Annotated in this window: 20 protein-coding genes; 14 read left to right on the top strand and 6 right to left on the bottom strand. The window is 54.3% G+C overall.

From position 1 onward, the window contains the following. Positions 1 to 135 precede the first annotated feature (135 nt). The 4 genes from dmul_RS12305 to dmul_RS12320 all read left to right on the top strand — a co-directional run bounded on the left by dmul_RS12305 (position 136) and on the right by dmul_RS12320 (position 3,256). Complete coding sequence (locus tag dmul_RS12305) at positions 136 to 357, top strand: acyl-CoA carboxylase biotin carboxyl carrier protein subunit (RefSeq protein WP_020875806.1); 222 nt, start codon at positions 136 to 138, stop codon at positions 355 to 357. Between the two features lie 59 nt (positions 358 to 416). Continuing rightward, a complete protein-coding gene (locus tag dmul_RS12310) occupies positions 417 to 2,162 on the top strand; it encodes an acyl-CoA carboxylase subunit beta (RefSeq protein WP_020875805.1) in 1,746 nt (581 codons plus the stop codon). Positions 2,163 to 2,289: 127 nt separating this feature from the next. Next, entirely contained in the window at positions 2,290 to 2,505 is a 216-nt protein-coding gene (locus dmul_RS12315; protein ID WP_020875804.1) for a dodecin family protein, read from the top strand. Positions 2,506 to 2,704: 199 nt separating this feature from the next. Further along, on the top strand, positions 2,705 to 3,256 hold the full coding sequence (locus tag dmul_RS12320) for a GPR1/FUN34/YaaH family transporter (protein ID WP_020875803.1): 552 nt from the start codon (positions 2,705 to 2,707) through the stop codon (positions 3,254 to 3,256). A 134-nt stretch (positions 3,257 to 3,390) separates the two neighbouring features. Here the strand turns inward: dmul_RS12320 and dmul_RS12325 are convergent, their stop codons facing one another. Continuing rightward, positions 3,391 to 5,136: a sugar phosphate nucleotidyltransferase gene (locus tag dmul_RS12325; protein WP_020875802.1), complete on the bottom strand. Its 1,746-nt coding sequence runs from the start codon at positions 5,134 to 5,136 to the stop codon at positions 3,391 to 3,393. Then, positions 5,133 to 7,772 carry a 1-acyl-sn-glycerol-3-phosphate acyltransferase gene (locus tag dmul_RS12330; RefSeq protein WP_020875801.1) on the bottom strand — a complete coding sequence of 880 codons (2,640 nt, stop codon included), beginning with the start codon at positions 7,770 to 7,772 and terminating at the stop codon, positions 5,133 to 5,135. The genes dmul_RS12325 and dmul_RS12330 overlap by 4 nt, the downstream gene beginning before the upstream one ends. A gap of 373 nt (positions 7,773 to 8,145) precedes the next feature. Here dmul_RS12330 and dmul_RS12335 point away from each other — a divergent pair, with 373 nt between their 5' ends. Beyond that, a complete protein-coding gene (locus tag dmul_RS12335) occupies positions 8,146 to 8,421 on the top strand; it encodes a hypothetical protein (protein ID WP_020875800.1) in 276 nt (91 codons plus the stop codon). Between the two features lie 127 nt (positions 8,422 to 8,548). Here dmul_RS12335 and dmul_RS12340 read toward each other — a convergent pair whose 3' ends face one another. Further along, positions 8,549 to 9,718, bottom strand: a complete 1,170-nt coding sequence (locus dmul_RS12340; RefSeq protein WP_020875799.1) for an exo-beta-N-acetylmuramidase NamZ family protein — start codon at positions 9,716 to 9,718, stop codon at positions 8,549 to 8,551. Between the two features lie 249 nt (positions 9,719 to 9,967). Between dmul_RS12340 and dmul_RS12350 the strand changes: the two genes are divergently transcribed. The 7 genes from dmul_RS12350 (at position 9,968) to dmul_RS12380 (ending at position 16,062) form a co-directional block, all read left to right on the top strand. Continuing rightward, positions 9,968 to 10,690, top strand: a complete 723-nt coding sequence (locus dmul_RS12350) for a hypothetical protein (protein ID WP_020875798.1) — start codon at positions 9,968 to 9,970, stop codon at positions 10,688 to 10,690. A 59-nt stretch (positions 10,691 to 10,749) separates the two neighbouring features. After that, on the top strand, positions 10,750 to 10,983 hold the full coding sequence (locus dmul_RS12355) for a 4Fe-4S dicluster domain-containing protein (RefSeq protein WP_020875797.1): 234 nt from the start codon (positions 10,750 to 10,752) through the stop codon (positions 10,981 to 10,983). A gap of 11 nt (positions 10,984 to 10,994) precedes the next feature. Next, a complete protein-coding gene (gene vorB, locus dmul_RS12360; protein ID WP_020875796.1) occupies positions 10,995 to 12,062 on the top strand; it encodes a 3-methyl-2-oxobutanoate dehydrogenase subunit VorB in 1,068 nt (355 codons plus the stop codon). Beyond that, entirely contained in the window at positions 12,062 to 12,826 is a 765-nt protein-coding gene (locus dmul_RS12365) for a thiamine pyrophosphate-dependent enzyme (RefSeq protein ID WP_020875795.1), read from the top strand. Before vorB ends, dmul_RS12365 begins: the two co-directional genes overlap by 1 nt. A gap of 17 nt (positions 12,827 to 12,843) precedes the next feature. Further along, complete coding sequence (locus tag dmul_RS12370) at positions 12,844 to 13,380, top strand: 2-oxoacid:acceptor oxidoreductase family protein (protein ID WP_020875794.1); 537 nt, start codon at positions 12,844 to 12,846, stop codon at positions 13,378 to 13,380. 60 nt (positions 13,381 to 13,440) lie between these two features. Then, positions 13,441 to 14,124 carry a (d)CMP kinase gene (gene cmk / locus dmul_RS12375; protein ID WP_020875793.1) on the top strand — a complete coding sequence of 228 codons (684 nt, stop codon included), beginning with the start codon at positions 13,441 to 13,443 and terminating at the stop codon, positions 14,122 to 14,124. Between the two features lie 165 nt (positions 14,125 to 14,289). After that, a complete protein-coding gene (locus dmul_RS12380; protein WP_144016576.1) occupies positions 14,290 to 16,062 on the top strand; it encodes a 30S ribosomal protein S1 in 1,773 nt (590 codons plus the stop codon). A 77-nt stretch (positions 16,063 to 16,139) separates the two neighbouring features. Here dmul_RS12380 and dmul_RS12385 read toward each other — a convergent pair whose 3' ends face one another. Continuing rightward, positions 16,140 to 16,748, bottom strand: coding sequence for an L-threonylcarbamoyladenylate synthase (locus tag dmul_RS12385; RefSeq protein ID WP_020875791.1), 609 nt, complete (start codon positions 16,746 to 16,748; stop codon positions 16,140 to 16,142). 409 nt (positions 16,749 to 17,157) lie between these two features. On the opposite strand from dmul_RS12385, the gene guaB reads away from it, so the two are divergent. Next, positions 17,158 to 18,621, top strand: a complete 1,464-nt coding sequence (gene guaB / locus dmul_RS12390; RefSeq protein WP_020875790.1) for an IMP dehydrogenase — start codon at positions 17,158 to 17,160, stop codon at positions 18,619 to 18,621. Positions 18,622 to 18,655: 34 nt separating this feature from the next. After that, a complete protein-coding gene (gene dnaE / locus dmul_RS12395) occupies positions 18,656 to 22,183 on the top strand; it encodes a DNA polymerase III subunit alpha (protein ID WP_020875789.1) in 3,528 nt (1,175 codons plus the stop codon). 29 nt (positions 22,184 to 22,212) lie between these two features. Here the strand turns inward: dnaE and dmul_RS12400 are convergent, their stop codons facing one another. Both dmul_RS12400 and dmul_RS12405 read right to left on the bottom strand, forming a co-directional pair. After that, positions 22,213 to 23,631: a sensor domain-containing diguanylate cyclase gene (locus dmul_RS12400; protein WP_020875788.1), complete on the bottom strand. Its 1,419-nt coding sequence runs from the start codon at positions 23,629 to 23,631 to the stop codon at positions 22,213 to 22,215. A 79-nt stretch (positions 23,632 to 23,710) separates the two neighbouring features. Beyond that, a complete protein-coding gene (locus dmul_RS12405; protein ID WP_020875787.1) occupies positions 23,711 to 25,708 on the bottom strand; it encodes a ribonuclease catalytic domain-containing protein in 1,998 nt (665 codons plus the stop codon). Positions 25,709 to 25,818: the final 110 nt, after the last annotated feature.

Consider the following 25,818-nt stretch of genomic DNA (forward strand, 5'->3'; position numbering starts at 1 on the left):
TGTGTCGCCGGCTACCGATTATCTTTACGACCTTCTAAGAAAACGTCGTTTTCTTGTAAATTTTGGGACCGACCCTCGGATCGGTTGAAACGCTAATTATCGAAAAACGAATCCAATCAAACGGAGAATGAAATCATGACACAAGACATCACAGCACCCCTTGCGGGCAAGATTGTTCGACTCAGCATGGAAGTCGGGATGAAGGTAGAGGAAGATGATGAAGCATTGGTGATCGAGGCCATGAAAATGGAAACCCCGGTTTTTATTCCCTGCAATGGCACCATCACGGCCGTCAAGGTCAAAGCCGGCGACACGGTTGAAGAAGATGACGTGCTGGGCGTAGTTGAAGAAGCTTAAACGATCTTAAACGATATAGATCAAAATTCATTAGGACCGACTGGGACGGAGAGAGAATCATGAAATCTTACTTTGAAAAAATGACGGACCTGGGCAGCGAATTAAAAAAAGGGCGTATCCGATGGATGACCTGGGACGGCGATGACAACACCAAAAATATTGAAGACGCCGAGGCACAAATCAACGAGGCGGTCAATCAGGTCAAGAATGCCGGTTTTCCCACTGAAAAAATCAATGCCAGGGGAGAGATGACGGTATGGCAGCGGCTGGAGTACCTCGTGGATCCAGGGACCTGGAACCCCCTCCATACGCTTTTCAATCCCCTGGCCAACGATGAAGGGACCACCAATGTGATAGACGGCCTGGGCAAGATCTCCGGCAAATGGGCGGTGATCATCGGGTTTGACAACAAGGTCATGGCCGGGGCCTGGCTGCCAGGGCAGTCGGAAAATATCCTGCGGGCCACCGATTTGAGCAAGCGATTGAACATCCCGCTGGTCTGGCTGGTCAATTGCAGCGGCGCAAAACTCCCCGAGCAGGAAAAATTTTACGCCAACCGCCGCGGGGCCGGCACGCCGTTTTTCAGACACGCCGAACTGGCGCAGCTCGGCGTGCCGGTGCTGGCCGGAATCTACGGAACCAACCCCGCAGGCGGTGGATATCAGGGCATCAGCCCCGCGGTTCTTTTCGCCCACAAAAACTGCAACATCGCGGTAGGGGGCGCCGGCATCGTAAGCGGAATGGCCCCCAAGGGGTATTTTGACCAGGAGACGGCCGAAATCCTGATCGAAAAGACAAAACAATTCAAATCCAAGCCGCCGGGATCCGTAAAGATCCATTACGACGAAACCGGCTTTTTTCGATATGTGTACGAAGAAGAGCAGGGAGTTCTGGACGGCCTCAAGGCCTATATGAAGGAGATGCCCGCCTATCATCCGAGATTTTATCGCGTTGCTGAGCCCAAAGACCCCAGGTTTTCAGTGGAGGAGCTGTACCGGCTGCTGCCCCTTGAACCTAAAAAAGTCTATGATTTTGATGAGATCCTCGCACGCCTGGTGGACGGCAGCGAGCACATGGAGTTTCGCCCCGGCTATGGCCCGGAGATCTACACCGGCCTGTGTAAAATAGACGGCTTTCTCGTCGGATGCATCGGAAACCGGCAGGGGTATCTGGGCAAAGAGTATCCCGAATATGCCGACTATCCGGGCATCGGTGGAAAACTCTACCGCCAGGGCCTCATCAAGATGAACGAATTCGTGACCTTGTGCGGACGGGATCGGGTCCCCGTCATCTGGTTTCAGGATACCAGCGGTATCGACGTGGGAGACCTGGCCGAAAAAGCGGAACTACTCGGACTGGGACAGTCCCTGATCTATTCCATTCAACAGACGGATGTTCCGATGATGCTCGTCGTTCTGAGAAAGGGATCCGCGGCGGCCCACTACGTGATGGGAGGCCCGACGGCCAACCGGCACAATGCCTTTACCCTGGGAACCGTAGCCACCGAGATATCCGTCATGCACGGCGAAACTGCGGCCGTTGCCACTTACGCGCGCCGACTGGTGAAGGAAAAAGAGGCGGGAAGGCCCCTGGATCCGGTCATCGAGAGCATGAACCAGATGGCCCGGGAGTATCACGAGAAATCCCGCCCGATCTTCTGTGCTAAAACCGGTCTCGTGGACGAGATCGTCGCCATGAAGGACCTTCGAAATTATCTGGTGGCCTTTACGGGTGCGGCCTATCAGAATCCAAAATCGATCTGTCCACACCATCAGATGATCCTTCCGCGGAGCATCAAGGGTTAGCCGCGAATCGAGGTGCAGTCTTCCGGACTGCACCGATACCCCCAAATGCATTGCCTGAAGCAGGCAGATGAACCGTCAGAGGTTCCGGATCGTGCATCGGGAAACCGACTTAAAACGGAGGAAAAACATGAGTGACAGTGTCTATAAAATCATCGAACTGGTGGGAACAAGTACCGTTTCGTGGGAAGACGCCGCTAAAAACGCCGTCGAGACCAGCAGTGAGCGTCTTGTTGACCTGAGAATCGCCGAGATCTCAAAACTCGATATGAAACTCGAAAACGGTAAGGTTACCGCCTACAGGGCTCGCGTGAAACTTTCGTTCAAGTACGGCACCGGAAAGTAACCTTTCAGGTTATGATTCAACTTTCGACTTTCATGACGATAACCGACACCGACATATGAAACTCGAAAGTTGAGGTTATGATTTATGTTTCGACTTTTGTAATGACAAACGGATGACGGCGTCTGGAGGCCAACGACTGAAGCGGGATAGCGCCTTGCTTGTCACATTAAAACCGACATCAATTCGAAAAGGAGAAAAAATGGAGAAATCTCGATTAGGAAACCCCAACATATTTGCCCTGGGCGCCTTTGGCTTTTCTCTGGCGATGCTGGGAGTAGAACTGACCATCGACCACGCCGCGGCAGGGGCAACCATGTACGCCGTGTTTTTCGCGGGCCTTTTGGAGTTTATTGCCGGCATGTGGCTGATCGCCAAAGGGGAAAGCTATCTCGCCAGCATCGTAGCGCTGTTTGGCGGCTGGCTTCTTGGCTTTTTTCTCCTCAATACCCAGGGCAAGGTTCTGGGTCTGGCAAATCCCGCAGGCAACGCATGGTATATGTTTGCCCTCCTGGTGCCGATCGCTTTTCTGGCCATTCCAGCCGTCAAGATGGGAAGAACGAAACTCATTTGCGCATTTGTCGCGCTCTTCGCACTTGTTCTCGCGTTAGGGCTGGGCTTTCTCCTGGGACCTGCCGCCGTCGGCAAACCTTATATGGTCATCGCGGGATGGTGCGCCTTTATATCCATGTTTTTTATCTGGTGGCTCATGTATGACAACATCATGGAGCTCATGCACCCACACGAAGGATAAGGCATCCCGCAGATCACCGTTGAGCGGTGAAACCGTCATGGAGATTTCGGGAAAGCAGGGATGCACCCATGACGACACCCCATGACGACAAATGATGAGCAGTCTTAAAAAGGTCCGGAGGGAATCATATGCGCTCACCCCTCCGGACCGCTGTTTCGGCGACTTAAAATCTCTCTTTCCCTCCCGCCTCGCGGCTCACCGTCCATCCGGCGTTTCAAGTCAAGCGCCAGAGCGGAAAGCTCCGGAAACTCCCCGACACCGCCTTTTGTCAGATTCTGCCAGAGCGTCTGAATCGCTCTGGGAATATAGGGTTCGAAACCCTTCTTCCTTTTGACGCGGGTCAAAAAACCGAACGCGCCCAGCATCTGGAGATTCCGGGCAATACAACAATGGCGGTAGCCGGTTACGAAATCCCTGCGATCGATTCCGATCATTCCTTCCAGCCGGTCGGCGCATTCGGCCATCAGCCGCTCCTGAAGCGCCTCGGGCAGCGCCACGTAAGGATCGATTAAAAGAGCGGCGAGATCGTACTGGATGGGACCGAAACGCCCCCCCTGAAAATCGATGAAGTGCGGTCCCCTGTCGGTCATCATAATATTCCGGGACTGCATGTCACGGTGCATGAAAGCCGTGACACCGTAATTCAAAGCCCCTTCCGCAATCCGTTCGAAATCGTCCCGGAAGGCGTCGCCGGAAAGCGACATGGCGAGATATCCCCGCAGAAATGCATCTCTGAAATAACCGCACTCGGCCTTCAGAATCATCTCCCGATCATATCGCTCGGTCTGCCATGTCCAACGGGGATCGAACCCCTCTTTTCCCTCAAGCCACAAGGAAATCAGGCGATCGATCACCTGTCGGTAAAGATCGGCGACGACGGACGTGTCGGCAGCCTCCAGGACCGCATCCTGAAGATGGCGGTCTCCCAGGTCTTCCAGCAGCACCAGACCGGAAAACCGGTCGGCAAGCTGGATGCGGGGCACGGCGACGCCTTTTCCGTGGAGGTGACGGCCGATGTCCTCGAACGCCCCGGCTTCCCCCTGGGCCGACCCGACATGGATGCCGTGATCCGCGAGAATCATTGATCGCCCCCCTGAAACGAGACGATACCACCGCCGATCGGATCCGTCGCCCGAAAGAGGGTGTCTTCTGACCGTATCACGCCCGCGTTTTTCAAATCCGAACACCTTCTCCGCCATTACCTCGATACAAGCCTCACGATACCGTTCCGGGGTTCCGAGATCGGACCACCGCGCCTCCGATGCCACCAGCCCAAGGATCGATTTATCCGCCGACAAAAGACGGCGATAGGCGTCGATGCTGCTGGAAAAACCCTTCGGAATATAATCGATCACCTCCGGGTTCAGCACCTGAATGCCGCTGAATGTGAGTCGCCTTCCCGGCATTGCCCCGGCTTCAGATTCGTCAAAGCCCGTTATCCGCCCTTCCGTCGACAACATCACGGTGTTAAAGGCGGGATCGTCATAAAGTACGAGGGTTGCCGGATCTTTTGCGGCAAGATGGCGTCGGTAGACCTCACCAAAATCGATGTCCGTCAGAATGTCGCTGTTGACTACCATAAAAGGGCGGCGATCCCAGAAATCGGCGACGTTCCGGATAGCCCCTCCCGTTCCGAGGATTTGAGGCTCGAAACGGGTCGTGACGGGAATGGGAAATCGCCTCTCGGAAATAAACGCCGCGATCTTTTCGTGCAGATGATGGGTGTTGACGACGACCGCTTCACATCCGGCTGCGGCAAGTCGTCGGATCAGAATCTCGATCAGCGGTTCGCCCGCCACCGTGAAAAGCGGTTTAGGGACCGTCCGGGTATACGGCAGAAGACGGGTTCCATATCCCGCGGCAAGCACCAGGGCCTTCATGAATGCAGAAGATCCATGTATCGTCGAATCCGGTTCATGTAAAACCCGATAGGCTCTTCGTCTTCAGCACCCCGGATGCCGTGAGCCACAAAATAGTCGACGGCGTTCTTGAAATTGATGATGGAAATTGCCTCCGGATGTTCGATTTCCTTCTTTTTGTACAGGCGGTTGGCCATGGACTGCGCCTTCTTGATCCGATCCTTGGCCTCGATGAAATTTTTAGGATACCGGGCGAAAAAGTTCAGGGTGACCCAGTAGGACTCGAAATAAGTCGTCAGGAAGGCTGAGAACAGCTTCAGCTTCCGGAATCCCGCGGACGTGAGGTTATAGGTGTCGGGCAGGGTGGGATGAGGGCTCAAAATCGCATCGTCGATGAACGCCTTGATGTTCTTGTGAACAAAGAACTCGGGGGTCTTGTCCGCGTCGTGAGAAAACTCGTTGATAAAAAATTCCTGGAGAAACCGATACCCGGCATAAATGTCAGAGCCGGAAAATTGAAAGGCGTCCTTTTCGAGAATACTGAGGGCGGTGTAGGCCGCCGGAATGAAGGCGTTCACACAATTGTTCTTGTAGTACTCGAGGGCCGGACGCTTGGACACGTTGATGGAAAACCCCTTTTCTTCCGGGGCGGTGTCCTTGTCCTCCGACAGGGGTTCGATGAATTTCCGCTGGATGTAGGCATCGATGACATAATCGAAGGCATGTGTGGGATCCATCAGAAGCGTGTCGGCCAGGCTCGCCTTCTGGGCCATGAGGTAGTTTATGTAGGTCTGGACGTCGTCCATGAGGTGGTTCAGGCTGAATCGCTGTCGCCCTCCGTTGAGGATGGCCCCGGCCACCACCGCATGAGGGGTGATGACCGACACCTTGTCTATGGAATTGACCAGCTGGTATCCCAACTGCCGGCAAAACCGATTCTGTTCCTTGACGGTCATATCCTGAATCGTGGTTCCCTGGCGAGCGAGCAGATCGGTAAGTGAAATGCCGTCGTGAAAACGAATGTAGATTCGGCCGTAGCGCCGTTTGAGAAATTTTCTGGCCTTGACCACCTGAAGCAGGCTCTCGGGTTTCTTCTCTCCGCCTTCGAGTTCATGAAGATAGGCACTCTCTTCGAGAACCCGGTCATATCCAACGAAAACGGGTACGAAAATCAAGTCCTCGTTGGCGCCTTCACGGAATGCACTCAACAGAATGGAAAGAAGCCCCAGTTTGGGCTGAAGAAGTTTTCCCGTCCGGCTTCTGCCGCCTTCGATGAAGAACTCGATATTGAACCCTTCTTCGAGAATTTTGTAGACATATTCTGAAAAAACCTTTGAATAGAGTACCGCCCCCTTAAAGGTCCTTCGGATGAAAAATGCGCCGCCGCTGCGAAAAATCGGCCCCAGGGGCCAGAAGGAAAGGTTCTTTCCGGCAGCAATGTGAGGACACGGCATGTCGTTCTGGAAAAGAATATAGGAAAGAATCAGATAGTCGATGTGGCTCTTGTGGCAAGGCACCAGAACGAGCGGCCCCCGTCGGGACATGGCCTTGATGCGGTTGAGCACCTCCGTATTGACGGAAACCCCTTCAAACATGCCGTTGATCAGCCATTTGACGCCCATGGCGGATATCCGGATCATGTTGATGTTGTATTTGGCGGCAATTTCGTCGATATATCCGTCCGCTTCCTTGTACACTTTATAAAGCGGTATTTTCCGGTTTTCGGCATAATGCTCCATGTACGCTCGAAGCCGGTCGTTTGTAAGGATATTCTCCTTTAATTCCTCGAGGGATTTCAATACCGGTCCCGTGATGCTCTGTCGATGCCGGTTGATCTGAATCAACAGCCTCTGTCTGAGAGCGAGGGCCTGTTTTCCCGGGCTTAGATCCCTGTTCTCCGGAAGCGCCATAAATTCTTTGAGATTGACGGGCTCGGATATCTCGAGAAAAATGCTTTCCGGCTTCTTCAACATCGCGAAGATCCGACGGATTCTCCCGGGATTCTCCTCAGAGCCGAACAGCATGTCCATGAAACTCGGAGTTGATCGAAGAGGCTTTTTCCCAAAGAAGAGGAGCTGCGGGACAATGAAGACCGGCCGGTCCAGCGTCGCCTGCATCTCGATAAGATACCGGAGGGGATCGGGATTGGATTTGACGAAACGAAGATAAAACCCCCCCTTCTCCACCAGGGCCAGTAAACCCGATCGGCCGCCGGCCAGCTCGCGTCGGATGTATCCGCTGTCATACGGGTTCTGAAGCGCCAGTTTCTGAAAGAAGTACCGGGTATGGGCCAGAAAAATCCGAACGCTGCGGGAGACGGGCTGCAACAGAAAAAAACGATAATCGAAGCCGATTTCCGGAACCGGGAGGTTTTCCTTCGTGTAACGGGTATGGTAAAAAAGATAATCGAAATAACTCTTGTATTTGTGGGCGTAGATGACGATGGCATCCTGAGGAATCTTCCTGATGACGCTGATCTGAGACTCGTCCACGCGGATACCTGAAAAAATGATCTCGAACAGGGCCTTTAAACAGCCGCTTTTGCGCTTGGGGAAAAAACAACGGTAGTGATCGGATGTTCCCTTCAAGACCCGATCGATCCAACCGTCTCCCCCGGCCTTTATTCGCCGGATACGAGATTTGACCAATTTGAACATGGCTTATCATCCGTCGGTGTAAGTTTATGAAAATTTTAAGAGTCTAACAGAATCGTATTGGATTTGCAATATTTTATTTTATGAATGGCGCAATAAACTTAAGTGTTTTTAGGTAATTGCAGCATAGCGTACACTCGGACACGAATAAAAGGCCCACGGTATCAATTTAAACTTGCGTTACCTAATCCGTTGTGATATTTCGGAAACGTTTAAATCATTTGGCCAATTTGGGCCCTCCCGGATCCGATGGGTATCCTCTGCAAATCTGGAAATTTAGGCAGGGTCCACCCCGTGTCCCAATAAGTGCTGAATAGGTAAATGAGTATACGTATTGTCGAACTCAATTCTATCTAAGTAAGGAGGATGATTTTTTATGAAAACGTTGATTGGTGGAGCGGTCGCTGCAGTCTTGGGTATCATTGGCCTCGCGGTTTGGTTTCCGGCTTTCCTTCAGCTTCTTGCCGGCTCCATCCCGATTATGCTTCTGTTGGGCGGCGGGTTGGCCCTGTACCTCGGTTTTGACGAACTGAAGGATTCCTGGAAAAAAGAAAAAGAAGACGTCAAGGAAGGCGACGTTGACGATCCGGAAAAATACAAACAGGAAATCAACGATCTGAAAAAAGAGATCGAATCCCTTAAAAAAGCATAAATTTCGCCACAAAACATAATCATAACCAAAACATAATCATAATATAGATCAAGCCCTCGGAGCAGTATTCACCGAGGGCTTTTTTTGGCTCTCCCGCATAGGGCTGATCCGGTATGCACCCTCGTTTTCAGGTGTAAAGGTGAACTTCCCGGCTGAGGCCGACATAACCGGTCAGATCCGCCTGCCACTCCCGCGATAGATCCGCCGTCGGGACCTGCTGTTCAATCCGGCGTCGGAGCCTCCCATCTCCCAGGATGAGATCGATGGGCATACGCTCATGTTCATACTCGTAAGGCGGCGGTTTCCATTCGAAGTCGTCCCCATGGCATGCCAAAACGGCGCTAAGCAGCCTGAGGGTTGTATCGTAAGGCCGGTATGCAGTGGGTTCGGTTACGTGAATCTGAAATCCGCGACACACCCGGCCCGACCATTTGCTGGCAGTCGGCTCGAACCGACAGGGTCGAAGCACTGCTCCGGGGGGATGCGCGCCGCCCAGAACATCGAAAAGCCGCTCCGTATCGAAATACGGTGCGCCGAACAACTCGAAAGGCTGGGTGGTGCCCCGGCCTTCCGATACATGGGTTCCTTCCCACACAACCTGACCCGGATAGACGAGCGCAGATTCGGGTGTCGGCAAGTTCGGGGAAGGCGCCACCCAGGGAAGCCCGGTATCGCGGTAGAGCATCCAACGCGCCCACCCTTCCATGGGAATGACCGTCAAATCGCAACCAATCCCGAAATGTTCGTTGAACAGGCGCGCCGTTTCACCGATGGTCAGCCCATGGCGCATGGGGATGGGGTAACGTCCGACAAAGGATGCATATTCGGGAGACAGGATGTTCCCCTCGACGGCCATACCCCCCACGGGGTTGGGTCGATCGAGCACGACCACCCGCTTTCCCAGCCGCGCAGCCGTCTCCATGCAGTAGGACATGGTATAGATGAAGGTATAAACGCGGGTGCCGACATCCTGAAGATCGATCAGGAGAACGTCGATGGGGTCCAACATCCCGGCCGTGGGAATTCGCGTTTCACCATAAAGGCTGAATACGGGAATGTTCAACATCGGATCGATCATATGATCCGACTCGATCATATTATCTTGTTTTTCAGCGAAAAATCCGTGCTGAGGCGAATAGAGGGCTTTCAGGTTTCCTGGAAACCGACGGTCGATCAATAGTCGGGCGTGCCGGAGTTTACCGTCGACGGAGGCGGGATTGCAGAGCAACCCCATTCTAGCGCCGGCAAGCCACCTCGGCGGGCATTCCAGAAAGCACTCGAGACCTGTACGTAGCATATTTCTCCTTTCTTTGACAAAATCGCCATATGGATTGGTGATGTTCCGCCGATGTCGGACGGCCGGTATCTTTCAAACACGCTTATGGGTCCTCAATGAATTATCTATTTGACAATACCATAAAATACAAGTACATTGTTCGACCACGCTGAGTTCATCCCATGCGTGGTCCTGTCTTTTCAGCGCACGGATCAGCGCCCGAGCGCAGATCTTGCTGAAGACATCATCTGAAACAATACCAATCGTAATGTGAAGCATTTGAATATCCATCTCAGCGGCATCGTCATCATCGTCGGGAACTACGGCAGCGGAAAAACCGAAGTCGCCGTCAATCTCGCCGTCAACCAACGGCAGTCCGGTCGTCACGTCCGTATCGGAGATCTCGATCTTGTCAATCCCTATTTTCGAACGCGTGAGGCCAAGACCGCCCTTAACGACCTGGGCATCGATGTTGTCCTCCCACCGTCGGAATATTTTCACGCGGATCTCCCCATCCTGACGCCGGCCATTGCCGGAATGATCCAGGCCCCCGGCCAACTTGTCATTCTGGATGCAGGTGGAGACGACGCCGGCGCGACGGTTCTCGCGGCATTGGCGGATCCGTTGCGGGGGAAAAATATCCGGATGCTTCAGGTGGTCAATCCTTTCAGACCGTTTACCCATACACTGGAGGGATGTCTTAAAATCAAAAAAGAAATTGAAATCGCATCGAAACTCAACGTCAACGGTATCATCGGCAACGCCAACCTCATTGACGATACCGTTGTTCAGGATATTTACGATGGATACGATTTCGTGAACACCTATGCAACGGAAAGCCGACTCCCCCTGGAATTCATTACCGCTCGGGAATCGTTGATTCCCGAACTTGATTTAAGCCGCTTTTCTTGTCCAGTTCTCCCCATTTTAAGGCAACTTGTTCCCCCCTGGAAGACAGCCGCCACGATAGGATCCGGCCGTTTAAAAATATAGCTGCAGCGCGTGCGCTGCGGTTTGAGTCCCCCTAATCCAGCAAACAGGAGTCTTGAGGTATGTCATATCGTCACGAAATCGACGCAGATCGCTGCAAAGGCTGCGGATTGTGCGTAAAATTCTGTCCCAAAAACGTCCTGGAAATTTCGGACAAGGTAAATTCAAAGGGCTATTTCCCTGCCTACCAGGCACGTCCCGAGGACTGCATCTTTTGTGCCATCTGCTGCACCATGTGCCCCGACGTGGCCATTACCATCAGCGAAACGGCGGAAGCGGCCGAATCTAAAGAATAATGGAGGAAGATATGAGTAAAGTACTCATGAAAGGAAACGAAGCCATCGGAGAGGCCGCCATCCGGGCCGGGTGCTTGAATTATTTCGCATATCCCATTACGCCCCAGTCGGAGGTCGCCGAATATCTCTCCAAGCGAATGCCCGAAGTCGGCGGGGTTTTTCTTCAAGGAGAGAGCGAAGTCGCTGTCGGTTACATGCTCTTCGGTGCATCCGGCTGCGGTGAAAGGGTTTTCACGACTTCGTCCAGCCCGGGCATCAGTCTGATGAGCGAAGCCATCAGTTACATCGCCGGCGCTCAGTGCCCCGTGGTTTTCGTCAATATCATCCGCGGCGGGCCGGGATTGGGCGGCATTCTGCCGTCTCAGGGAGATTATTTCCAGGCCGTCAAGGGCGGCGGTCACGGTGACTACCGAATGCTCGTCATGGCCCCGGCCAGCGTCCAGGAAGCGGTCGAAATGGTGATGGAGGCGTTTCCCCTGGCTGAAAAATACCGTAACCCCGTCATGATTCTGGGGGACGGACTTATCGGCCAGATGATGGAACCGGTTGAATTCCCGGAACATCTGGCGACAAAGCCATCCAACAAGGATGCATGGGCCACAAACGGCATGAGCACCCGCAACAGTGATAAAAGCAACCTCGTCAAATCCCTCTATCTCGATCCGAAGGCTCTCAACGACCACAATCTTTTGCTCAAATCCAAATACGATCGGATGCGCTGCGAAGAAGTCCGCTACGAGGCCTACAACACCGAAGGCGATTACGGCCTTTTGATCGTGAGCTACGGCACCATGAGCCGCGTCTGCAGGACGGCCATCGACAACCTCAAGGCGCAGGGTATCGAGGTGGGAATGATTCGCCCCAAGACGCTCTTCCCGTTTCCCGAAAAGGAGATTCTCGACGCGGCGTCCCGTGAAAGCTGTGGTATGGTACTCTCCATCGAGATGAGCATGGGACAGATGGTGGAAGACGTCGACCGATGCGTCAAGGGAAGGCGGCCGGTCAAATGGTACGGAAAATGCGGGGGAGAAGTACCCACGCCCGAAGAAATCATGGATGTCGTAAAGGAGCATTTGTAATGGGAAAGACTTTTAAAAAACCCGAAGCGCTCACGGAAAACCACACCCATTATTGTCCCGGCTGCACCCACGGCATCATACACCGGCTGGTGGCCGAGGTCATCGATGAGTTGGGAATTCGAAAACGGACGGTGGGTATCGCTCCAGTGGGTTGTGCCGTATTGGCCTACAACTATTTTGCCTGTGATTTCCAGGAAGCGGCCCACGGACGCGCTCCGGCCATGGCCACCGGAATCAAGCGGGTCCGACCGGATCTCATGGTGTTCACTTACCAGGGGGACGGCGATCTGGCAAGCATCGGCATGGGTGAAATCATCCATGCCGCCAATCGCGGCGAGAAATTCACGACCATCTTCGTCAACAATGCGGTCTACGGGATGACCGGCGGCCAGATGGCCCCGACGACCATGCCGGGCCAGCGGACGACTACAAGCCCGCTGGGAAGGGATCCCCGCGAGACAGGGATGCCCATCAAGGTCGCGGAGCTGCTGGCATCCCTTCAGACGCCGGCCTACATCTCCCGACAGACGGTCATCGGACCCAAATACGTCAACCGGGCCAAAAAGGCGATTCGCCGGGCCTTTGGCTATCAGTTGGAAAATCGCTGCTTCAGCCTCGTCGAGCTTGTGAGCACATGCCCCACCAACTGGGGAATGACACCGGTCGAAGCCTTGAAATGGGCCGAAGACGTCCTCCTCCCCTACTACAAACTGGGTGACTACAAGACACCAGAGCCGTCCGAAACAGCAGACGATAACCATTGATGAACTCAGGAGATAATATGCAAAGCGAAGTGATGTTTGCCGGTTTCGGGGGCCAGGGAATCCTGATGATTGGGAAAATACTGGCCCATGCCGCCATGGAGGAAGGATACGAGGTGGTCTGGATTCCGTCCTACGGCCCTGAAATGCGGGGCGGCACGGCCTACTGTACCGTGGTCATCAGCGACCGTCCCATCGGCTCTCCGATCATCAAAAACCCCATGCATCTGATCGCAATGAACCGTCCGTCTCTGGAAAAGTTCGCACCGACGGTCAAACCCAACGGGGTTATCCTTGTCAACAGTTCCCTGATTCCCATTCGATCCAACCGCACGGACGTCGATGAACTGATCGTGCCCGCGACGGATATCGCCAAGGAGCTCGGCAGCATAAAAGCCGCAAACATCGTAGCCCTCTCCGCCTTCGTCAGTCGGAGCAAGGTCGTCGACTTCGAGCGTCTCAGGGAGTGCGTCAAGGCGGAGTTCGCCGGTAAAAGCAAGTTTATACCGCTGAACATGGAAGCCATGGACCGCGGCAGAGCGGCCGCATCGAGATAACGGCACTGAAAAGGGGGTCGCCCCCTTGCGATCCTCTCACAATCCAGCGGAGGTGATGTCGTGCGATCTCTTTTGATCACCATCGACGGGCCCGCCGGCGCCGGAAAGACAACCGTGAGCCGGGCCCTCGCCAAGCGCCTTTCCTATACCTATGTCGACACCGGCGCGCTCTACCGGGGCATCGCCCTTGCCGCACGGGACGCCGGCATTGATCCGGACGAAGAGACGAACCTGGAAAACCTGTTTAAAACCATCGCGCTGACCTGTACAAAAACGCCTGCAGGCCCTCGGCTTTCCCTGAACGGTGTCGATATCTCGGACAAAATCCGCACCCCCGAAATCGCCATGGCGGCATCCCACATCTCGGCCAAGCCCGTGGTTCGAAGATACCTCCTGACCCTTCAGCGCCGGCTGGGGAAAGACAAAGGGGTCATTTTCGAAGGCCGGGATATGGGAACCGTCGTCTTTCCCGATGCAGACGTCAAATTTTTTCTGGTCGCCGACCTGAAAACACGCGCTGCCAGACGCTTCGTTGAACTGGGGCACAAAACCGAGGCTCTGAGCCTCGAGCGTGTCAAAAAGGAAATGAAAATTCGGGACGAGAACGACAGCACTCGGTCCATCGCCCCCCTGAAAGCCGCCCAAGACGCCGTCGTCATCGATTCAACGGCACTCGATGTCCACGAGGTCGTCGAATTGATGATTTCCCACATACGGCACCACTCTTCAAACGTCGACTCTTGAAAATAAATGTTGTCATTACAGAGATAATGGTATATATTGTTTGAGTTTATGTTCTCCTGAGGGAGGCATAACTAAAATAAGGCCAAGGGGGTATTTTTTTAAATGGAAAACGAAATTAAAAATGATGGAACCGACCAAACCCAAAATTCAGAGGTAGTCGAAAACATGGAAGTCGAAAACATGGAAAACGACACGCCTGAAAGTGGTCTGGAGGTATCCGGGAATCTCAACGAATTGTCCGATGACGAAACCAGCATGGAACGTTTGATGGATCTCTATGAAGAAAGCTTCAAACGATTCGAGGAAGGTGAGGTCGTCACGGGTAAAATCATATCCTTAGACAAAGATTACGTGCTTGTCGATATCGGCTATAAATCCGAGGGACAGATTCCGATCCATGAATTCAAGGACGAAAAAGGGGAGGTCGCGGCCAAGGTCGGCGACGCCGTAGAGGTCATGGTGGAATGGTGGGACGATGAGGAAGAGGTTGTCGTTCTCTCCAAGGAGAAAGCCGAGAAGATCAAGGTTTGGGATGAAATCAAGAAGGCTTACGACGACGGCGGAACCGTCGACGGCGTGATCACCAACCGCGTAAAAGGCGGCTTCTCCGTCGATATCGGGGTTCAGGCCTTCCTGCCGGGATCCCAGGCCGACCTGCGTCCCATCCGGAACCTGGATGAGATGGTGGGTCAGTCCTTCACGTTCAAGATCCTTAAATATAACCGAAAACGCAGCAATATCGTTTTGTCCAGACGCGTCATTCTGGAAGAAGAGCGCGAAGCCGCACGGGCCGCTACCCTCGCCTCCATCGAGGAAGGCAAGGTTATGGGCGGCATCGTCAAAAACATCACCGAATACGGTGTCTTCGTGGATCTCGGCGGTGTGGACGGTCTTCTGCACATCACCGACATTTCCTGGGGGCGGGTCAAACATCCCTCGGAACTCTTTTCCGTCGGTGACGAGATCACCGTGAAAATTCTGAGTCTCGATCTCGAGAAGGAGCGGGTATCTCTCGGCATGAAGCAACTGACACCCGATCCCTGGTCCACCGCAGCCCAGAAATATCCGGTCAATTCCAGAATCACCGGTAAGGTGGTCAGCCTGACCGACTACGGTGCCTTCGTGGAACTGGAGGAAGGTATCGAAGGACTTATCCACGTCTCCGAAATGTCCTGGACCCGGAAGGTGCGCCATCCCTCCAAGGTCGTATCCGTTGGCGAAGAGGTCGACGCCGTCGTACTGGACATCAAGCCCGAAAGCCGCCGAATTTCTCTGGGCATGAAACAGGTCGTTCCCAACCCGTGGGATGTTATCAGCGAGAAGTATCCTGTCGGCACCACCATCGAAGGCAAAATCAAGAACATCACTGATTTCGGTCTATTTATCGGCATCGATGAAGGCATTGACGGGCTGGTTCACATTTCTGACATTTCATGGACAAAACGCATCAAACATCCCTCGGAAATCTACAAAAAAGGGGATGTCGTCCAAGCGGTCGTTCTTGACATCGAAAAAGAAAATGAACGCTTTTCCCTGGGCATCAAACAGATGCAGACAGATCCATGGGAGACGGTGGGCGAGCGCTACGACGTCGGTAAGGAGATTACCGGAACGGTGACCAACATCACCGACTTCGGCATCTTCGTCGAACTGGAGGAAGGCATAGAAGGCCTGGTTCACGTATCGGAAATCAGCAAGGAGAAGATCAAGAATCCGGGCGACAAGTTCAATGTCGGCGACATGATCACCGCCAAGGTGATGAACATCAACAGTGATGAACGACGGATCGGCTTGTCGATCAAACGCCTCGACATGGAGGATGATCAGTCCATCCTGAGCGACTACATCAATAAGATGGGGCCGGCCACGTCCACCTTTGGCGAGATTCTCAGGGAAAATCTTCAGGAAAAGATGAACGAAGACCGCAATTCCAATTAATCGGCCTTCATTCTTGATACAAAAGCGGGCAGTCTTCAGACTGCCCGCTTTCGTTTCCGGCGGCGGCATCCCGCCGATCATTCAAAAATGCGAGTGTCCCCCAACCCCTCCCGGAGGATCTCGGGTTCGTCGTTTTGCAGCGAAATCACGCTGGACGGCACGCCGGGAACCGGTCCGCCGTCGATGACAATGTCGATTCTCGAACCAAAGTGATCGTGAATGAGGGATGCATCGTAAAAGATATCGCCTTCCGGCGTCGTCGCGCTGGTGGAGATGATGGGGTTGCCCAGACCTTCGACCAATGCAACGGGAATAGGATGGTCAGGCACCCGGATGCCCGCCATCTTTCTGTTGGTCAGCATGATCTTGGGAACGAGTTTGGAACCTTCCAGAATAAAGGTGTAGGGTCCCGGCAGCAGTCGTTTCATGGTTTTGTAGGCGTAGTTCGAAACCTTGGCGTAGTCACTGATGTTTTTGAGATTCGAGCAGATGAAGCTGAAGGGCTGCCGCTTGTCTCTCTGTTTGATCTGATAGATCTTCTGGATCGCCTTTTTGTTCATGATATCGCACCCGATACCATAATAGGTATCCGTGGGATAGGCGATAACACCTCCCCTTTCCAGAGCCTCAACGACTTTTTTAATCAGACGTTCCTGGGGATTTTCCGGATTTATTTCAATAAGCATGGGCCACATCCATTCGCTGTTCAGACAATAAGCCTCGTTTTTCGGCCTTCGGCGGACACCAATTGTCAGTCTTCAGTCTCGACCATCACGAAAACCGACACTTAAAATATAATATTAATCTCATCGGCAAGGTCCTGTCAAGACGACACAAAATAAAGATTGCGAAAGGCTGTTCGCTCTGTTATCATTTGCGTTTAATTTATCTCTGATACCTTCATCGAAGGTCGATTTTCAGACGGTTCCGCAGGAAGCTCGAGAACAAGGCTTGCACATCCCGAAAAATACGAATCAGTTACCCGTACGTTGTAAAGACGAGGGATGCTGGCAGCGCGGATATCGGACTTGTTGCGGAGGCGTCATCCTTTAAAAATCAGCGTAAAACGTTTATTTTCATTCTTGGAGGCATGTCATGACCAACCGTTTCCCGGAGGAAGCTTACTCCTTTGACGACGTATTGCTGGTCCCCAGATATTCGGCGGTACTGCCCAAAAGCACCCAAACCGTGACCCGCCTGACCCGAAAACTCTCCCTCAACATTCCTATTGTCAGCGCGGCGATGGACACGGTGACCGAATCTCGAATGGCCATCAGCATGGCAAGAGCAGGCGGCCTGGGATTCATTCACCGCAATCTGGACATCGAAAGCCAGGCCCGGGAAGTCGACAAAGTCAAGAAATCCGAAAGCGGCATGATCATCGACCCGGTGACCATCCACCCGGATCAAGTGATTGCCGATGTGCTCAAAATCATGGAGCGCTACCGGATATCCGGGCTTCCGGTCACCCGCGGCGACCAGTTGGTGGGGATTCTCACCAACCGCGATCTGAGATTCGAAACGGATTTCAGCAAGAAGGTATCCGAGGTGATGACCAGCGAAAACCTCGTCACGGTATCCGAGGGTATATCCCTGGAGGAGTGCAAGAAAACCCTCCACAAACACCGGATCGAAAAGCTGCTGGTGGTCGACAGGAACGGCCGTTTGAAAGGGATGATCACCATAAAGGATATCGAAAAGATCAAAAAATATCCCAATGCCTGCAAGGACGACCGGGGAAGGCTCCGCGTCGGAGCGGCCGTGGGCGTCGGTCCGGACATGCTCGAACGGGCTGAAGCGCTGCTGAAGGCCGATGCGGACATTCTTCTCATCGACACCTCCCACGGTCACAGCAAAAACGTCATCGATGCCGTCAAGACCCTCAAAAGCACCTTCCCGGAACTCCAGCTGATCGCGGGAAACGTTGGTACCGGGGAGGCCGCTCAGGACCTCATCTCCGCCGGCGTCGACGGCGTCAAGATCGGTATCGGTCCGGGTTCCATCTGCACCACCCGCATCGTCGCCGGCGTCGGCGTTCCCCAGATCACCGCCATCATGAACTGCAGGGAGGTCTCTGAAAAAACCGGCGTTCCGCTCATCGCGGACGGCGGGATCCGCTTCTCCGGCGACATCACCAAGGCCATCGGGGCGGGGGCTCACGTCATCATGGCCGGGGGGCTTCTTGCGGGTGCCAAGGAAAGCCCGGGGGAGATGGTCTTTTTCCAGGGGCGAAGCTACAAGGCATACCGGGGTATGGGCTCCGAAGAGGCCATGCGGCAAGGCAGCAAGGATCGATACTACCAGGGCGAGGAAGCCGAGGAGGACAAGCTGGTGCCTGAAGGCATTGTCGGTCGCGTACCCTACACCGGCCTGCTCTCGGAGATCCTGTTCCAGCTTGTCGGCGGCCTCAAGGCGGGTATGGGATACCTCGGTTGCGACAGTATCGAATCGCTCCGGCAAAACGCCCGCTTCATGAAAGTCAGTGCCGCCGGTATGCGGGAAAGTCATGTCCACGACGTTATCATTACAAAGGAAGCGCCCAACTATCGCCTGGATTAATCCCGAAAGCAAACCTTTTCCAACGGACACCGTCATGACACAGCAACACCCCCGTTTCGTCCATCTTCATCTCCATACCCAGTACAGCCTCCTGGACGGCGCCATTCGAATCGACGCACTGATGCAGCGGGCAAAGGATTACGGGATGGATACCGTGGCCGTGACCGACCACGGCACCATGTTCGGTGCACTGGAATTCTACGAAAAGGCCGTCAAGGCAGGCATCAAGCCCATTATCGGCTGCGAGTGCTATGTCGCCCCTCGAAACCTGGCCGACAAGACGCCCCTGGACAGCAAGGGGACCCGGCATCTGGTACTCATCGCGGAAAACCAGGAGGGGTATCGAAACCTGTGCAAGCTGGCCTCCATTGCCCAACTGCAGGGATTTTACTACAAGCCCCGCATCGACCGGCAAATTCTCCGTGAATACAGCAAAGGGCTGATCGCCTCCTCCGCATGCCTTCACGGTGAGATCCCGATGCTTCTCAAAAAGGGCCGGATAGAGGAGGCTGACCAGGCCGCCCGCTTCTATCTGGAAACCTTCGGCGAAAATCATTTCTTTCTCGAGGTCCAGAGCAACGGCATCCCCGAGCAGGACATCGTCAACCAGGGCATTCTGGACATGAGCCGACGGCTCTCCATCCCGATCATCGCCACCAACGACTGCCACTATCTGGATAAGGAGGACGTCCGGGCCCACGATGTCCTGCTGTGCATCCAAACCGGTAAAACCGTCCATGACGCCGGTCGATTCAAGTTTGCCACGGATCAGCTCTATTTCAAGTCCCAGGCGGAGATGGCCAAAACCCTGGGGCACTTCCCCGGGGCCATCGAAAACACCGTCGAAATCGCCAATCGCTGCCATATCGAATTCGACTTCAAAACCTACCATTTCCCTAAATTCGACACATCGTCAAACCTGTCCGCCGACGAGATATTTGAAGCGGAGGTCCGAAGCGGCTTTGCCCGGCGGATGACCCATATCCGACGAAAACACGAGGATATCGACGAAAAGGTCTATACGGAACGTCTCGAATACGAGATCGGCATCATCAAACAGATGGGATTTGCCGGATACTTTCTTATCGTCGCCGATTTTATCCGCTACGCAAAGGAGAACGGGATCCCGGTGGGGCCGGGAAGAGGATCGGCGGCCGGCAGCATCGTGGCATACGCCATGGGCATCACCGATCTCGATCCCATCGAGCACGGCCTGATCTTCGAGCGGTTCCTGAATCCGGCTCGGATCAGCATGCCGGATATCGATGTGGACTTTTGCATCAACGGCCGGGAGCAGGTTTTCAAGTACGTCGTGGACCGTTACGGCGGGGGGGAATACGTCGCCCAGATCATCACCTTCGGAAAACTGAAAACCCGCGCCGTCATCCGGGATGTCGGCCGCGCCCTGGACATTCCGCTGAAGGAGGTGGATGCCATTGCCAAGATGGTGCCCGATGTCCTCAACATCAGCCTGGACAAGGCTCTCGAGCAGGAGCCCCGTCTGGCCGAAATGGCGGAAAACCAGCCGGCCATCGCCGAGCTGATCCAGATCTGCAGGATATTGGAAGGACTCCCCCGCCACGCGTCGACCCATGCCGCCGGCGTGGTCATCGGGGATAAGCCGTTGGCCGACTACCTGCCGCTGTATCGGGGAAAAAAGGGCGAGGTGGTGACCCAATTCGACATGAAACGGGTCGAGCAGATCGGCCTGGTCAAGTTCGATTTTCTGGGTCTTCGGAACCTCACGGTCATCGACAACACCCTCAAATTGATCGCCCAAAACGGAAAAACCCCGCCGGATCTGCTTGATCTGGATTTTGAAGACGAGAAAACCTATCAGCTCCTTTCCCGGGGAGACACCACCGGCGTGTTTCAGCTGGAAAGCTCCGGCATGAAAGATCTGTTAGCCCGGCTCAAACCCGCCCGCTTCGACGATGTCACCGCTCTGGTGGCGCTTTATCGCCCCGGTCCCCTCGACAGCGGGATGGTGGACGATTTTGTCGAGCGAAAGCACGGGCGTCAGAAGGTCGAATACCTCCTTCCGGAATTGGCGCCCATTCTCGAGGAGACCTACGGCGTCATCCTTTACCAGGAGCAGGTGATGAAGATCGCCGGGACTCTTGCCAACTACTCCATGGCCGAAGCGGACGGACTCCGGAAGGCCATGGGAAAAAAGATTGCCGAGATCATGGCTCAGCATCGGGAGCGCTTCATCAAAGGCGCCCTCGAAAACAACTATCCCGAGGAGCAGGTCACCAAGATTTTTGACCTGATGGAAAAGTTCGGCGGATATGGGTTCAATAAATCCCACAGCGCCGCCTATGCATTGATCGCCTATCAGACGGCCTACCTCAAGGCGCATTTTCCCGTGGAATTCATGGCCGCGCTTCTCACCAGTGAAATGGGGTCCATCGACAGCGTCGTCAAGTTCATCGCGGAATGCCGCCGGCACCACATCCCGGTCCTCCAGCCGGACATCAATACCAGCGGAAAGAGCTTCACGGCGGACGGCGATAAGATTCTGTTCGGGTTGGTGGCCGTCAAAAATGTCGGAGAGGGTGCCATCGACGCCATCCTGGAAGCCCGTAAGGACGGCGGCACGTTTTCGTCCCTTTACGAGTTCTGTGAGCGGGTCGATCTGAAAAAGGTGAACAAGCGGGTGCTCGAGAGCCTCATCCAGTGCGGCGCTTTCGACACCACCGGCGCCCATAGGGCCCAGATGATGGGCGCCCTTGAAGAGGCCCTTGAATACGGCCAGCGCGTCCAGAAAGAAAAAGCAAGCCCCCAGATGGGGCTATTCGACACCCTCGACATCGAACGGCAGGCCTTCAACGCACCGCCCATGCCCGACGTTCCGGTATGGGACAGCAAGTATCAGCTGACCCTCGAAAAGGAATCTCTGGGATTCTACATTACCGGTCATCCCCTCGAGCAGTTCCAGAAGACCCTCGAAAAATTCACCACCGCCGACGCCCTCTCTTTGCAGGACAGGTCCGACGGCGAGGCGGTCCGCATCGGCGGCATTATCAGCGAGGTCAAAACCATCCGGACCAAGCGGGGAGACCTGATGGCCTTCGTCACCACGGAAGACATGTCGGGGTCTGTCGAAACCACCGTATTCTCGTCGGTCTACGAATCCGCGGTGGGATTACTGGTTGCGGACACCCCGGTCCTGATCGAGGGAAGACTCCAGAAAGAAGACAACACGGCAAAAATCATCGCCGCCAGGATCGTATCGATGGCATTGGCCGAGGAGACCTGGACGGCCGGCGTTCACATCAATCTGGACATAGACCGGATCGATCGCGACGGTCTGCTGAAACTGAAGGATATCCTGGCGAAACATCCGGGATCCTGTCCGGCGTATCTGCACCTGGTGGCTTCCGAGTCGTCGGATACCATCATAGCGATGTCCGAAAGCATTCAACTCCGGGCGGGCGAAGCGCTTTCCCGGGAGGTTAACGGCTTTCTAGGCTACGATGCGTTGGAGCTCGTGTGCAAGGCTGCCGAAGCCTCGACGGGTGACGCAAAATCCGGAAACAGGCGTTGGGCGCGCTCCTGACGTCTGTCCTTCATGCGAACGACGCCGCCTCACGGCTCATGAAGATCCGAGTTACGCCAATCCGCCTCCATTGTTTTGTCGTAAAATGCGTAGCATCCGCCGCCGTTCTTTCGTTTGGCTTTGAACATGGCGATGTCGGCACAACGGATCAACGATTCGACGTTGTCGGAGTCCTTGGGATAGGTGCTGATACCGATGCTCGGTGTAATGAAATCGATATTGTGACCTTCGATACGGTATGGCCGCGACAAAGCCTTTAGAACCCGACGGGCCGCCTCTTCCGGGTGGGATTCGTCCTTCAGATTGTTGAGAATCACGACGAATTCGTCGCCGCCGATACGGCAGATATGATCGGTTTCCCGGAGACTCGCTTTCAGGCGCGCCGCAACCTCTTTGAGCACCTTGTCTCCAATGTGGTGACCATAATCGTCATTGACCCGCTTGAACTCATCCAGGTCGAGATAGAAGATATTCTTTTCCTTACAATCCCGCTTGGCGATGGCCAGAGTCTCGCGCATGCGCTCAAAAAAGGCTTTACGATTATATAGTCCGGTCAGGGAGTCGTGATATACAAGATAGATCAACTCACTGACGTTCCGGGCGACACCCCTGAATCCGATAATTTCACCGGCAAGATTTCGGATCAGCGACACTGAAATCTCGATATGGCAGGCGGAACCGTCCTTTCGGAGGAGACGCCAGCCAATGCCTTTCTGGGCCTGGCCGGTTTCGTATGCTTTGCGGAATATCCTGAAGGCCTTCTCCGCCGTACCGCGATCCATGAACTCGCGGAAATTCATGCCGACCAGCTTATCCTTGGCATAGCCGAGCATCCGATGCAGCGCATCGTTGAAGAAAAGCAGGTTCCCGGATAGATCGGCTTCATAGAAATATTCCTCGATGTTCTCGAGCATCGTCCGATACCGCTCTTCGCTCCTCCTGAGAGAGTCCTGTTTGTCACGGATCACCTCGAAACGACGCTTCAATCTCTCATTTTCCCGGAATAGATCCCGAGTTCTTTTGCGCAGGCTCTCGATCTCCTCGACAAGCCGTTCCCGGGCTGCGGCTTGCTCCGCTATGGTCCGCTCCTGCTCCGCCAGTTCCGCCGTCATGCCGTAGACGGCTGCCGCCAACGTCCCAATTTCGCCGTCATCCGGGATATAACGGTTTTCGGATTTTTCGGATAGTTGGCGGTTTCGGACAAATTGCCGGGCCTGGTCGGTGATCTTGATCAAGGGTTTCAGGATGGACCGGATCAAAACCCCCATCAGAAGAACGCCGAAGAGCAGAACCGCGGACGCCCGAACGACATAACGTTCCGGTTGCCATGGAAACGCGGCGACGCCGCCGACATCCATGATCAAAACGACAGAGAGAAGAAGGAAAAGTCCCAGCGTGGCGAGGCAGAAGGCAATGAAGAGTTTTCTGAAAAGTGCCGATGAAAACATACGCCTCCTCATCAGCAAACATTTTTCCTGCGACAGAAGGCTTGATCAACCGCATCCGTATGTCTAAGGCCGTCGGAGATCAGCCCATGTATACGGAAAGCATATCCTTCCTGGCATCAACATGTTGAATGGTGACCTGAATCACGTCCTCGGGCTTGAGATTGAGACCCGTGGTGTTGGGGAGTGCGCATTCGATCATGTAATCCGTCATGAGGGCGAGGTAGAAGCCTTTTCGTCTGGCCAGTACAATGGCTTCCTCCTTCTGACCGATTCGTTTTTCGAGGTACTTCAAAAGCCAATAGCGTTTGCGTCGGTTCTGGATCCGGATTACGGCGCTCATAGGCTGTTCAAGCGCCTGAATCGTCTTTTCGATGTCGGTCGTCGTGTATGCCGGGTTCAATCCATAAACCGATCGGATCTGTCGTTGGGTCACCAGATCGAAATATTTCCGGATGGGCGACGTCGCGGTCACATAAGCGCTCAAGCCGAGACCTGAATGTCTTTCGGGCTCGGGGCTCAGGATGAATCGGCTCAAAAATTTCCGCTGCATCCAGTTCTGAAAAAGCGTGCCGCCGTTTTCATTGAAAAGCCGTTCCCGGGGATCAGGTTGTGATCTGTATACGGCCGGTAGTTTTCTCTCCGCCAGAAATTCGGCCATCAACCAGTTGGCCATAATCATGATTTCCGATACGAGCAGCCGGGCCGGGCTCTCCCGGTTGGTCTTGTTGACGATCAGTTCACCGGTCTCGTCGATCCATACGTTGACCTCCGGGAGAGAAATATGAACCGCACCGTCCGCCAAACGCCTCTGACGAAATTTTCTGGCGATCTGAAACAGAATCGAAATATCCCTGTTCTCCTCGGCGATCATATTGACGTCGTAATAGGTCAGCTGATCCGTCACCCGGATCAGGCTGGGAAAGACCTCGTAACTTTCTATATCGGCATTTCGACTCAAGCGGATGACGGTGCTGATGCCGGGCCGCAGCTCTCCGGCCTTCAGGCTGCAATGCCCTTCCGCCAGCTCGGGCGGCAGCATGGGAATCTTTCGGTCGGGCATATAGATCGAGCTTCCCCGCATGACGGCCTCCCGGTCGACAGCGCAGTCCGTTTCGACGAAATGCCCCACATCGGCGATATGAACGCCGAGAAAATAGTGATCCCCGTGATCCTCGATGCTCAACGCATCGTCGAAATCAAGCGTCGACTGCCCGTCAATGGTGATCATCCTGAGGTCGCCCAGATCCCGTCGGGCCGGGCTTCGGGCGGGAAAAGAGGATTTCAGCAGGGACGCGGTGAGCGTCATGACCGCTTCGGGAAAATCGGTATGGATACCATATCGGTAGAGATCCAGGTTTTCATCGGAATTCCAGACGCCGAGCTTGACGAAAGCCTGAAATAGATTTTCGATGTCGCCGATGCCCGCTTTAGCCGTTATGGCTTTGCCGAGGTCGGCGTAGGCACTTTCTTTCTCATATAAATAATATGAGGTCAGAATCTTGATGAACTCTTTTTCGTCCGACGAGAGTTCCATCCGATCGCAATCCGGCAGCGACCCCTCCAGAATCCGCTTGAGCCATTCTCCGCCTTTTTCGATCAGTCGGTGTTTCCGGAGAGCCTCGGCGGCTTGAGCGCGGAGTTGAACCAACTGCTCCGCCGAATAGGGGTAGAAACCCTCCTGGTTGAATTTGAAGTAAAGGCGGTTTTTGAAAAACGCCCGAATCACCGCCGATTCATGATCACCGTCGGCACCGTCGGGGAAACAGAGTTCGGTGATGGTGTGAAGCGGAATCCAATTTTGCTCCGCATTCAGCACCTCCCAAAGCTCCTGGATATCGACCTTCTCGGATAGTGCTTCCCGAAGCCGGACGGTCTCTTTCAGCCCTGCGACGAGCCGGTCCCTTCCGCCGGAAAGATCCAGACTTCGGTTCGACGCGTGCAGCAATCGGCCTTCGGACATTTTGATTTCACGATTGTTTTCAGCCAACAATCGAAGTTTTTGTCTGTCGGCTTCCAGCACGACGGCGCAATTGATCTTCTGACGATCGATAAATTCAACAACTATTCCTGGTTCCATAACCAATAACCATACCAATCCATCGGTTGAAAGTCAATGAATGGATGCGACAAATGCCCGGCAATATTCCCCATGGTCCAATTATCGTGCCGGGGATACGCCCGAGGTTT

The sequence above is a fragment of the Desulfococcus multivorans genome (assembly GCF_001854245.1).
Classification (GTDB): domain Bacteria; phylum Desulfobacterota; class Desulfobacteria; order Desulfobacterales; family Desulfococcaceae; genus Desulfococcus; species Desulfococcus multivorans.